Annotated in this window: 10 protein-coding genes and 2 tRNA genes; 9 read left to right on the top strand and 3 right to left on the bottom strand. The window is 74.5% G+C overall.

The genetic code is table 11. From position 1 onward, the window contains the following. Nucleotides 1–3 precede the first annotated feature (3 nt). Both cysK and ACFUMH_RS16575 read right to left on the bottom strand, forming a co-directional pair. Entirely contained in the window at nt 4–939 is a 936-nt protein-coding gene (cysK, locus tag ACFUMH_RS16580; RefSeq protein WP_378208106.1) for a cysteine synthase A, read from the bottom strand. A 439-nt stretch (nt 940–1,378) separates the two neighbouring features. Continuing rightward, a complete protein-coding gene (locus ACFUMH_RS16575) occupies nt 1,379–2,026 on the bottom strand; it encodes an SGNH/GDSL hydrolase family protein (RefSeq protein WP_378208102.1) in 648 nt (215 codons plus the stop codon). A gap of 134 nt (nt 2,027–2,160) precedes the next feature. On the opposite strand from ACFUMH_RS16575, the gene ACFUMH_RS16570 reads away from it, so the two are divergent. Together ACFUMH_RS16570 and ACFUMH_RS16565 are read left to right on the top strand one after the other, a co-directional pair. Then, nucleotides 2,161–2,844: a TMEM175 family protein gene (locus ACFUMH_RS16570; protein WP_378208098.1), complete on the top strand. Its 684-nt coding sequence runs from the start codon at nt 2,161–2,163 to the stop codon at nt 2,842–2,844. Nucleotides 2,845–2,988: 144 nt separating this feature from the next. Beyond that, nucleotides 2,989–4,461: a flavin monoamine oxidase family protein gene (locus ACFUMH_RS16565; RefSeq protein ID WP_378208095.1), complete on the top strand. Its 1,473-nt coding sequence runs from the start codon at nt 2,989–2,991 to the stop codon at nt 4,459–4,461. On the opposite strand, the gene ACFUMH_RS16560 is transcribed toward ACFUMH_RS16565, so the two are convergent. Next, nucleotides 4,433–4,503: transfer RNA gene (locus tag ACFUMH_RS16560), tRNA-Gly, on the bottom strand. The genes ACFUMH_RS16565 and ACFUMH_RS16560 overlap by 29 nt on opposite strands. Before the next feature lie 160 nt (nt 4,504–4,663). Between ACFUMH_RS16560 and ACFUMH_RS16555 the strand changes: the two genes are divergently transcribed. The 7 genes from ACFUMH_RS16555 (at nt 4,664) to ACFUMH_RS16525 (ending at nt 11,326) form a co-directional block, all read left to right on the top strand. Further along, nucleotides 4,664–4,737, top strand: a tRNA-Pro gene (locus ACFUMH_RS16555). A 239-nt stretch (nt 4,738–4,976) separates the two neighbouring features. Then, nucleotides 4,977–6,374: a trigger factor gene (tig, locus tag ACFUMH_RS16550; protein ID WP_378208092.1), complete on the top strand. Its 1,398-nt coding sequence runs from the start codon at nt 4,977–4,979 to the stop codon at nt 6,372–6,374. Between the two features lie 278 nt (nt 6,375–6,652). After that, nucleotides 6,653–7,294, top strand: coding sequence for an ATP-dependent Clp protease proteolytic subunit (locus tag ACFUMH_RS16545; RefSeq protein ID WP_378208088.1), 642 nt, complete (start codon nt 6,653–6,655; stop codon nt 7,292–7,294). Nucleotides 7,295–7,328: 34 nt separating this feature from the next. After that, on the top strand, nt 7,329–8,027 hold the full coding sequence (locus tag ACFUMH_RS16540; RefSeq protein WP_378208085.1) for an ATP-dependent Clp protease proteolytic subunit: 699 nt from the start codon (nt 7,329–7,331) through the stop codon (nt 8,025–8,027). 245 nt (nt 8,028–8,272) lie between these two features. Continuing rightward, entirely contained in the window at nt 8,273–9,550 is a 1,278-nt protein-coding gene (gene clpX, locus ACFUMH_RS16535; protein WP_378208082.1) for an ATP-dependent Clp protease ATP-binding subunit ClpX, read from the top strand. Then, nucleotides 9,547–9,900 carry a chorismate mutase gene (locus tag ACFUMH_RS16530; RefSeq protein WP_378208080.1) on the top strand — a complete coding sequence of 118 codons (354 nt, stop codon included), beginning with the start codon at nt 9,547–9,549 and terminating at the stop codon, nt 9,898–9,900. Before clpX ends, ACFUMH_RS16530 begins: the two co-directional genes overlap by 4 nt. Before the next feature lie 229 nt (nt 9,901–10,129). Beyond that, a complete protein-coding gene (locus ACFUMH_RS16525) occupies nt 10,130–11,326 on the top strand; it encodes a Vms1/Ankzf1 family peptidyl-tRNA hydrolase (protein WP_378208077.1) in 1,197 nt (398 codons plus the stop codon). Nucleotides 11,327–11,375 lie beyond the last annotated feature (49 nt).

Raw genomic sequence — 11,375 nt, 5'->3', positions numbered from 1 at the left:
GTGTCAGTCGAGCAGGTCGGCGTACAGCACCGACGTGAGGTAGCGCTCGCCGAACGACGGGATGATCGTGACGATCAGCTTGCCCGCGTTCTCGGGGCGCTTCGCCAGCTCGGCGGCCGCGTACAGCGCCGCGCCGGACGAGATGCCGACGAGCAGGCCCTCCTCGCGCGCCGCGCGGCGCGCCCACGCGACGGCCGTCTCGGCGTCGACGTCGACGATCTCGTCGTAGACCGACGTGTCGAGGATGTCGGGCACGAAGTTCGCGCCGATGCCCTGGATCTTGTGCGGGCCGGGGGCGCCGCCGTTGAGGATCGGCGACTCGGCGGGCTCGACGCCGACGACCTGCACGCCCGGCTTGCGCTCCTTGAGCACCTGCCCGACGCCGGTGATGGTGCCGCCCGTGCCGATGCCGGCGACGAGGATGTCGATCTCGCCGTCCGTGTCGGCCCAGATCTCCTCCGCCGTCGTGCGGCGGTGCACCTCGGGGTTCGCCTCGTTGGCGAACTGGCGCGCGAGGATCGCGCCGGGACGCTCCGCGACGATCTCGTTCGCGCGGTTGACGGCGCCCTTCATGCCTTCGGAGCCCGGCGTGAGGATGAGCTCGGCGCCGAACGCGCGCAGCAGCGCGCGGCGCTCCTTCGACATCGTCTCGGGCATCGTCAGCACGACGTCGTAGCCGCGGGCCGCGCCGACGAACGCGAGCGCGATGCCCGTGTTGCCGGAGGTGGCCTCGACGATGGTGCCGCCCGGCTTCAGGTCGCCGGACTTCTCGGCCGCGTCGATGATCGCGACGCCGATGCGGTCCTTCACCGAGTTGGCCGGGTTGTAGAACTCGAGCTTGCCGACGACGGTCGCGCCGGCACCCTCGGTGAGCTTGTTGATGCGGACCAGCGGGGTGTTGCCGACGAGCGCGGTCGCGTCCTCGTAGATGCGTGCCATGGTTCCTCTTCGGTCGGTGCCGCCGCGGGCGGCAGTGGGGGACGGTGCGGGCTGCGGGTCGCGGGGGTCGCCGCGACGCTGGTGCGGGGGTGCAGGCCGCGTGCCGGTCGGTCCCATGGTGCGGGAGGAACGGTCCGGGTGCCGGACGACGGCCTGCCGGGGCGAGCGCTGGCGCGCGGTGGTGCGGGTGCGGTGCGCGCCCGGTCGGCGCGCGAGCAGCCAGCGCTCTACCGACAGCGACAACACGCCGCGAGGGCGCGCACGACGGGGGCGGCAGCGGCGTGGTGCGCGCTCATCGCTCTCCTCGTCGGGGTGGGGACCGGTGCAGCGCACCCGTCCCGGTGTCGTCCGTGGACGCCGGCGCACGTGCACGCCGGTCCGGGGCGACCGTAGCGGGCGCACGACCTGCCCGCAAAGGTCGTCCGCGGAGCGTCGCCCGTCAGGACGCCTGCGGGACGGCACCGACCGCGCGCAGCCATGCCTCGGCGAGGAGGCCGTGGCCCGCGGGCGTCGGGTGCACGCCGTCGTGGGCCCACCGCTCGGGCGACGTGCGCACCGCGGCGGCGGCGAGGAGCCCGTCGGCGGGCACGAGCACGGCGCGGAGCTCGGCCGCGAGCCGGCGCACCACCGCGATGCGCGGGTCGAGGTCCGGCCGCCACAGGTGCTGCTGCGCCGTCACGGGCACGACGAACGGCTCGACGAGGACCAGTCGCGCGTCGAGCCGCTCGCGGGCGGAGGCGAGGACCGCGCGCAGGTGCTCCTCGTACTCCTCGGCGGTGGTCACCGTGCCCTCGGTGAACCGGCGCCACGTGTCGTTGACGCCGACCAGCACCGACACGACCGTCGGCTCGAGCGCGAGGCCGTCCACGTCCCACCGGTCGCGGAGCATGCGCGCGGTGTCCCCGCCGACGCCGCGGTTGAGGAAGGTCAGGTCGTGCTCCGGCAGCCGCGCGCCGGCGAGCGCCGCGACGATGCCCGCGTACCCGTGGCCGAGGCTGGCCGGGTCCGCGCGGTCGCGCCCCCAGTCGGTGATCGAGTCGCCGGTCAGGAGCACGCGGTCGCCGGGGGAGAGGAACGTCGTCGTCACGGGGGTCCACCCCACCACGCCGCGGCCGGGCGCGGAAGTCCACCCGGACCGCGACCTCCCGGCGTGGCAGGCCGGTCGCTACGGTCGGTGCGTGCGCCGGGTCGGACGGTGGCCGGCGCGGGCGGGAGGCGACCGTGACGCGAGGCGCGACGACCGCACGGGGCCTCGACCGCCTCGTCAACTTCTCCGACGCGACGGTGGCCATCGCCCTCACGCTCCTCGTCCTGCCGCTGGTCGAGCTGCCCGGTGACGGGCGCGACGCCGCCGCGGTCCTCGCCGACGGAGGGTCCGAGCTCCTGGGTTTCGGCGTCAGCTTCGCCGTCGTGGGACGGCTGTGGGTCGCGCACCACGCGGTCTTCGAGGACGTGCGTGCGTACGACGGCACGCTCCTCGCGCTCGGCTTCGTCTGGCTCGGCGGCATCGTGCTGGTGCCGTTCGCGACGGCGCTCCTCACGGCCGCGGACGACGGCCCCGACGCGCTCGCGGACGTGCTCTACCTCGCCACGCTCGTCCTCACCTGCCTCGCGCTGATGGGGGTGCAGGCCCGCCTGCGCCGCCGGCCCGCGCTGGTGCGCCCGGGGGCCGTGGTGGACACGACGGGCGGGCTGGTCGCGGTGGGCCTGCTCGTGGTCGCGCTCGTCCTCGCGGCGCTCGTGCCGGCCGTGGGGATGCTGTGGGTCCTGCTCCTGGCGCTCAGCGGGCCGGTCGGGCGCGTCGTGCGCTCGCGCACGGCGGCGGGACGCGCGGCGGAGGAGGGGCACGGCCGCGACGACGGCGTCCCCGGCGACGAGGCCCGCGAGCCGGCCGGCCCGGCGTAGCCGCCGCCCGACCGCGGAGGGGCCGGCCTGCCTGCCCGCTGTCCTGTCCCTTCCGCCCCGCCGGTGGGAGACTCGGGTGCCGGGGCACCGGGGCCCGTCGTGGGACCCGCGGTCGCCGTCGGACGCCGTCGCGAGGGGGCGAGCGTGGCCGGGACCGTCGACGTGGACGTCGTGGTGGTGGGTGCGGGCCTGTCGGGCCTGACGGCCGCGCGGGTGCTGCAGGGCCACGGCGTCGCCGTCCGCGTGCTCGAGGCCGCCGACCGGGTCGGCGGCCGGGTCCTGTCCGCGACCGTCGCCGGTGCGCACGTCGACCTCGGCGGCACGTTCGTCGGGCCGGACCACGAGCACGTCACGGCGCTCGCCGACGCGGTGGGCGTCCGCCGGCGCCCGACGTACGAGGCCGGCGACAACCTGCTGCGGTGGCGCGGTGGCGTCCGGCGCTACCGCGGCACCATCCCGCCCGTCGGCCCCGCTGCTCTCGCCGACCTCGCGCGCGTGCGGGCGGCGTTCGGCCGGGCGAGCCGGGCCGTCCCGCTCGGCCGGCCCGGCGACGCGCGCGACGCCGCCCGTCTCGACGCCACCACCCTCGACGGCTGGCTGCGCGACCGGCACGCCACGCGCGCGACCCGCGACCTCATGGCGGTGGTCGCGCGCACGTCCTGGGGCTGCGAGCCGGCCGAGGTCTCCGTGCTGCACGTGCTCCATCACGTCGCCCAGGCGGGCGGCCTGGACCGGATGCTCGACACGCGCGGCGGTGCGCAGGAGCAGCACCTCGTCGAGGGCGCGCAGGAGGTCGCCGTCCGCGTCGCCCGCGACCTCGGGCCCGGCGCGGTCGTGCTCGGCGCGCCGGTCACGCGGGTCGACCACGGCGGCGACGTCGTCACCGTGCACACCGACGCCGGGCCCACGCGGGCGCGCCGGGTGGTCGTCGCCGTGCCGCCGGCGCTGCGCCGGCGCATCCGCTTCGAGCCGCCGCTCCCCGCGGTGCACCGGCGGCTCGCACAGCGGTGGGCGCCGGGCGTCCTGTCGAAGGCGTACGCCGTCTACGACCGTCCGTTCTGGCGCGACGCGGGGCTGAGCGGCATGACGGTCGGTGACGGCGGCCCGGTGTTCATCACGTTCGACGCGGGCCCGCTCGACGGCTCCCGCGGCGTGCTGCTGTGCTTCGTCGGCGGCCCCGCGGCGCGGGCGTGGGAGGGGGCGGGGCCCGCCGAGCGGCGCGCGGGCGTGCTGCGCTCCCTCGCGGACCTGTTCGGGGCCGGCGCGCTCACACCGCTCGGGTACGTCGACCAGCGGTGGGCCGAGGAGGACTGGCTCGGCGGCGGACCCACCGCCGCGCCCGGTCCCGGGGCGGTCGCGCCGCTCCACCGCGCCCTGAGCGAGCCGGTCGGCACCGTGCACTGGGCCGGCACGGAGACCGCGACCCGGCGCGCGGGCTTCATGGACGGGGCCGTCGCCGCGGGCGAGCGGGCGGCGCGCGAGGTCGTGCGCGCGCTCGCGGTCGAGGACGGCGGTGCGGGGGACGGTGCCGGAGGTGCCGCCGACGATGCTGCAGGCGGTGCCGCCGACGGTGGTGCCGGCACGGGGGAGCGGACGACGGGAATCGAACCCGCGTAGCCAGTTTGGAAGACTGGGGCTCTACCATTGAGCTACGTCCGCGCAGGTCCGCCGCGTCGCCGTGCCCGCGCCACTCGCGTGACGGGGACCGGCGGCCCTCGGACCGCGGCACCCAGGGTAGCGGGTGCGGCCGGGCGCGACGCGCACGCCCCGGCGCGCCGACGCGGCTGCCGCCGCCGTCGGGCGGACGGACGTGCGCCCACGGGATGTGGCGCAGGTTGGTAGCGCGTCCGCTTTGGGAGCGGAAGGTCGCGGGTTCGAATCCCGCCATCCCGACCGGGGAGAGGCGTCCCGCCGGGGACGGCCACGGCCGCTCCCGCAGGGCCGCTGCTTTGGGACGGGTCCGCGCCGTGACGTAGCATCGAGGGTCGCGTGTGCGCCGGTGCCGGCTGATCGAGCCGGGTGCGCAGCCGCCCGCGACACCAGCGCCCGAACCGCGCGCCCATCCGGCGCGAGACCGTGCCAGCCCGTCGGACCCGCCGGCGCATGGCCATGACCAGTGGGAGACCATCGAAGTGAAGAGCGCCGTCGAGACCCTGGAGCCGACCAAGGTCAAGCTGACCGTCGAGGTGACGTACGACGAGCTCAAGCCGAGCATCGACCACGCGTACAAGCACATCGCGGAGCAGGTGACGGTGCCGGGCTTCCGCAAGGGCAAGGTGCCGCCGCGCATCATCGACCAGCGCGTGGGTCGCCCCGCCGTGCTGGAGCACGCGATCAACGAGGGCCTGTCCGGCTTCTACGCCGAGGCCGTCCGCGAGAACGCGCTGCGCCCGCTGGGCCAGCCTGACGTGCAGGTCACGAAGGTCCCCGGCCTGACCGCCGCGCCGCAGGGCGAGGAGGGCGAGCTGCACTTCACCGCCGAGGTCGAGGTGCGCCCCGAGATCACGCTGCCCGCGCTCGACGGCCTGGCCGTCCAGGTCGACGACGTCGCGGTGGACGACGAGGACGTGCAGGGCCGCCTCGACGCGCTGCGCGAGCGCTTCGGCTCGCTCGTGGGCGTCGACCGCCCGGCCGTCGAGGGCGACTACGTCGTGCTCGACCTGACCGCGACGATCGGCGACGAGCAGGTCGACCAGGTCTCCGGCGTGAGCTACCAGATCGGCTCGGGCAACATGCTCGAGGGCCTCGACGAGGCGCTGACCGGCCTGTCCGCGGGCGAGTCGACGACGTTCGAGACGGCGCTGGCCGGCGGCGAGCGCGCGGGCGAGCAGGCGCAGGTCTCCGTCACGGCGACCGCCGTCAAGGAGCGCCAGCTGCCCGAGGCCGACGACGAGTTCGCGCAGCTCGCGAGCGAGTTCGACACCCTCGAGGAGCTCACGGCCGACCTGCGCGAGCAGGCCGCCCGCATCAAGGCGTCGAACCAGGCCGTGCAGGCGCGCGACCTGCTGCTCGAGCAGCTCGTCGAGGCCGTCGAGATCCCCGTGCCGTCGGGTGTCGTCGAGGCCGAGGTGCACCGCCACCTCGAGGGCGAGGGGCGCCTCGAGGACGACGAGCACCGTGCCGAGGTGACGGAGCAGGCGCAGACCGCCCTGCGCAACCAGATCCTGCTGGACACGCTCGCCGAGCAGCTCGAGGTCAAGGTCGGCCAGGGCGAGCTCATCGACTACCTCGTCAACGCGTCGCGTCAGTACGGCATGGACCCGAACACGTTCATCCGCACGCTCGACGAGCAGGGCCAGATCCCGGCCATGGTCGCCGAGGTCGCGCGCTCCAAGGCGCTCGCGGTCGCGCTGCGCCGCATCACGGTGACGGAGCAGTCCGGCGCCACGGTCGACCTGTCGGAGTTCGTCGGGTCGGACGAGGACGACGCCGCGATCGAGCAGGCCGAGGCCGAGGCGGGCGCCGCCGAGGACGCGCAGGCGCAGCCGGTGGCCGACGAGGCCGGCGAGCAGGACGACGCCAAGGCCTGAGCGCGACCCGCAGCACCGACGGCCCCGCGACGCCACGTCGCGGGGCCGTCGTGCGTCCCGGCGGCGGACCGGGTGACCGACCCCGCGACCGGCCCCGCGACCGGCCCGGCGACCGCCCCGGCGCGCATCCCCGTGACGCCGCTGCGCCGACAGCGAAACGACGCGGCGGCGGGACGTGTCGCGGCTGGTCCGGGCGTTAGGGTCGCTGCAACGCACGGCCGGTGAGGTGCACGAGCATCCCGGCCCGCCGCACGACGCAGCCAGACGAAGGAGCCTTCGTGAACGAGCAGGTCCCGGCAATCGCCCGGGCGGAGTCCGCCGGACTCGGCCTCAACGACAGCATCTACAACCGTCTGCTCCGCGAGCGGATCATCTGGCTCGGGTCCGAGGTCCGCGACGAGAACGCCAACGCCATCTGCGCGCAGATGATGCTGCTGGCCGCGGAGGACCCCGACAAGGACATCTGGCTCTACATCAACTCGCCGGGCGGGTCGATCACGGCCGGCATGGCGATCTACGACACGATGCAGTACATCAAGCCCGACGTCGCGACGATCGCGATGGGCATGGCCGCCTCGATGGGGCAGTTCCTGCTCTCCTCGGGCGCCAAGGGCAAGCGCTACGCCACGCCGCACGCCCGCGTGATGATGCACCAGCCGTCCGGCGGCATCGGCGGCACGGCCACCGACGTGCGCATCAACGCGCAGCTGATCCTGCACATGAAGAAGGTGCTGGCCGAGCTGATCGCCGAGCAGACCGGCAAGAGCGTCGACCAGATCAACGCCGACTCGGACCGTGACCGCTGGTTCACGGCGCCGGAGGCGCTCGAGTACGGCTTCATCGACCACGTGGTCAGCAGCGCCGGCTCCGTCACCGGTGGCGGCGGCACGGACCCCAACGGCAACGGGGCCTCGGCCTGACGGCCCGGCGACAGAACCAGCGAGGAGACGCTTCGTGAGCATGGAGTCCCAGTTCATCGCCCGCGCCGGGCGCCTGGCCGGCGGCCTGGCCCCGGCCTCCCCGAGCAGCCGCTACGTGCTGCCGCAGTTCGAGGAGCGCACGGCCTACGGCTTCAAGCGCCAGGACCCGTACACCAAGCTGTTCGAGGACCGCATCATCTTCCTCGGCGTGCAGGTGGACGACGCGTCGGCGGACGACGTCATGGCGCAGCTGCTGGTCCTGGAGTCGACCGACCCGGACCGCGACATCACCCTGTACATCAACTCGCCCGGCGGCTCCTTCACGGCGCTGACGGCGATCTACGACACGATGCAGTACATCAAGCCGCACATCCAGACCGTCTGCCTCGGGCAGGCGGCCTCGGCCGCGGCCGTGCTGCTCGCGGCGGGCTCGCCCGGCAAGCGCCTGGCGCTCCCGAACGCGCGCGTGCTGATCCACCAGCCCGCGATGGAGGGCGGCGGCTACGCGCAGGCGTCCGACATCGAGATCCACGCGAACGAGCTCATCCGCATCCGCGAGTGGCTCGAGCAGGCGCTCGCGCACCACACCGGACGCGACATCGAGCAGGTCCGCGTCGACATCGAGCGCGACAAGATCCTCACGGCCGCCCAGGCCAAGGAGTACGGCATCGTCGACCAGGTGCTCGCCAGCCGCAAGGGTGTGCAGCCCACGGTGGTGCAGCCCGCCGAGTGACGACCGCACGGCCGGCCCCGACGTCCGCGTCGGGGCCGGACGTGCGTCCGCCACGACGGCGCCGACCGGGTGACCGGCGGTGCCACGCGAGCGTGTCGCAGGGGACACGCCGCGACGCGCACGACCCGTTCGGCTGACACGAGGCCCCCCGTGGTGTGCAATGGGGGAACGTGGCCCCCGGGGCGGGTGCGCAACGAGCAACGGCTCCCGCCGCGCGGCGGGGCCACACGAGGAAGGGGACGCACGTGGCGAGGATCGGGGACGGGGCTGACCTCCTCAAGTGCTCCTTCTGCGGCAAGTCCCAGAAGCAGGTCAAGAAGCTCATCGCGGGCCCGGGCGTGTACATCTGCGACGAGTGCATCGAGCTGTGCAACGAGATCATCGAGGAGGAGCTCGCCGAGGCCACCGAGGTCGGCATGGTCGAGCTGCCGAAGCCGAAGGAGATCTTCGAGTTCCTCGAGCAGTACATCGTCGGGCAGGAGCCGGCCAAGCGTTCGCTCGCCGTCGCGGTGTACAACCACTACAAGCGCATCCAGGCCGGTGAGGGCGCCCGCGTCGCCGGCGAGGAGCACGTCGAGATCGCCAAGTCGAACATCCTGCTGATCGGCCCCACGGGCTGCGGCAAGACGTACCTGGCGCAGACGCTCGCGAAGATGCTGAACGTGCCGTTCGCCATCGCCGACGCCACTGCCCTCACCGAGGCGGGCTACGTCGGCGAGGACGTCGAGAACATCCTCCTCAAGCTCATCCAGGCCGCCGACTACGACGTCAAGAAGGCCGAGTCGGGGATCATCTACATCGACGAGATCGACAAGATCGCCCGCAAGAGCGAGAACCCGTCGATCACGCGCGACGTGTCCGGCGAGGGCGTGCAGCAGGCGCTGCTCAAGATCCTCGAGGGCACGACCGCCTCGGTGCCGCCGCAGGGCGGGCGCAAGCACCCGCACCAGGAGTTCATCCAGATCGACACGACGAACGTGCTGTTCATCGTCGCGGGCGCGTTCGCGGGCCTCGACGAGATCATCACGTCGCGTGCCGGCCGCCGGGGCATCGGCTTCGGCGCCCCGCTGCACACGGCCGACGACAAGGACGTCTACGGCGACGTCATGCCGGAGGACCTGCTGAAGTTCGGGCTCATCCCCGAGTTCATCGGCCGCGTCCCCGTGATCACGACCGTGTCGCCGCTCGACCAGACGGCGCTCGTGCGCATCCTCACCGAGCCGCGCAACGCGCTGATCAAGCAGTACCAGCGGATGTTCGCGATCGACGGCGTCGAGCTCGCGTTCGAGGACGACGCCGTCGCGGCGATCGCGGACCAGGCGCTGCTGCGCGGCACCGGTGCGCGTGGTCTGCGGGCGATCATGGAGGAGGTCCTCCAGCAGGTGATGTTCGAGGTGCCGTCGCGCGACGACGTCGCCCGGGTCGTCATCAGCCGCGACGTCGTGCTCGACAACGTCAACCCGACGCTCGTCCCGCGCGAGGTCGGCCGCGACAAGCGCACGCCGCGCGAGAAGAGCGCGTGAGCGACCTGCCCGGGCCCGTCCCGCCGGAGCTCGCCCGGCTGCGCAGCAGCATCGACAACATCGACGCGGCGCTGGTGCACCTGCTGGCCGAGCGGTTCAAGGCGACGCAGCAGGTCGGCGTGCTCAAGGCCCGGCTCGAGCTGCCGCCGTCCGACGCCGGCCGTGAGGCCGCGCAGGTGGCCCGGCTGCGCGCGCTCGCTCAGGAGGCCGACCTCGACCCGGTCTTCGCGGAGAAGTTCCTCGCGTTCATCGTCGAGGAGGTCATCCGCCACCACGAGGCGATCGCGCAGGACCACGCGCAGGCCGGCACCCAGGCGACGGCGCAGGACGCGAGCGTCGGGCACGCCTGACCGCGCGCGCCTCGGGCGCGTGACGCGCAGCATCGGGCGCGTGACGCGCAGCATCGGGCGCGTGACGCGCGTGCGTCGGCTGCCTGACGGCGTGCCGACGCGACGGGTCCGGTCCGCGCGGTGGCGGGTCCGGCGGGCGTGACGGAAGGTGGAGGGGTCAGACCCGTTCGGGCGAACCGGGGCACCGACGCCCGGACGGAACCCCCGCCGACGCGAGGAGACCTGCCTGATGGACCTGCACTGGCTCAAGCCGCTGCTCGGGCGCCCGGCGCCCTTCACGACCGTGTACCTCGACGCCACGCGTGACGACGCGACCGGGGCGGCGGACGTGCAGACCCGCTGGAAGGCGCTGCGGCGCCAGCTCGAGCGCGACGGGTCGCCGGAGGCGGTGCTCGCCGCGATCGACGACCTCGTGGCGCGCCCGACGCACGCGCCGGGCCCGCACGGCCGGGTGCTCGTCGCGGACGCGCAGGAGGTCCTCGTCGACCGGCTGCTCACGGAGCCGCCCGCGCAGTCGACGGCGGCCTGCGGCTCGGTCCCGCTCCTGCTGCCGGCGGCGCGCGCCGCCGACGAGTCGACGCGGTTCCTGCTCGTCGAGGTGAACCGGCAGGGGGCGGACTACACCTGGACCGACGGCTCCGGCCTGCTCGCCGACGTCACGGAGACGGTCGAGGGCGACCACGACGAGATGCACAAGGTGGGTGGCGGCGGCTGGGCGCACCGCCGCTGGCAGCAGCGCGTGCAGGACTCGTGGGAGCGCAACGTCGACACCGTCGCGGCGGACCTCGACCGCCAGGTGACCGAGCGCAAGCCGGAGCTCGTGATCCTCACCGGCGACGTCCGGGCGGTCGCGCTGCTCAAGGACGCCGTCGGGCAGGAGGTCCGCGAGGTGCTCGTCGAGGTCCCCGGTGGTTCCCGGGCCGAGGGCGTCAACGAGGAGGCGTTCCAGGAGCGCATCGACGGCGTGCTGGCCGAGCACCGCGTGCGCCGGCGGGAGGCGGTCCTCGACCTGTTCCGGCAGGAGCAGGGCCGCGGCGAGGACGCGGTGACGTCGCTCGGCGACGTCGTGGCCGTCCTGCAGCGCGGTCAGGTGTCCGAGCTCGTCCTGGGGGAGCCGGCCGCCGGCAGCCCCGGGCCGCTGGCCGACCGCCGGCTGTGGGTCGGCGACGGCCCGCTGGAGCTGGCCGTCAGCAAGGACGACCTCGCGGCGATCGGCGTGACGGACGCGGCACGGCAGATGCCGGCCGACGTGGCGCTCGTGCGCGCGGCGGTCGGGCAGGACGCCGGCCTGACGTTCGCGGACGACGGCGCGGTCGAGCTTGTCGACGGTGTCGGCGCGATCCTGCGGTGGCGCGACGAGTCGACGCCGCGGGAGTCGGTGCTCAGCCAGTCGGCGGACAGCCGGCGGCTGCACAACGTCATCTGACGACGACGGCGTGACCGGACGGCGGCGGGGGGCCGCCCCCGGCCCGCGG

Source organism: Cellulomonas sp. NPDC057328, assembly GCF_042667215.1.
Taxonomy (GTDB): domain Bacteria; phylum Actinomycetota; class Actinomycetes; order Actinomycetales; family Cellulomonadaceae; genus Cellulomonas.
Note: the sequence above shows the minus strand (reverse complement) of the source record. Positions and strands in the feature narration are given on the sequence as shown.

Bases quoted from the DNA above. Each gene is read 5' to 3' on its own strand.
- cysK (WP_378208106.1), bottom strand. From the start codon at position 939: ATGGCACGCATCTACGAGGACGCGACCGCGCTCGTCGGCAACACCCCG.
- ACFUMH_RS16525 (WP_378208077.1), top strand. From the start codon at position 10,130: ATGGACCTGCACTGGCTCAAGCCGCTGCTCGGGCGCCCGGCGCCCTTC.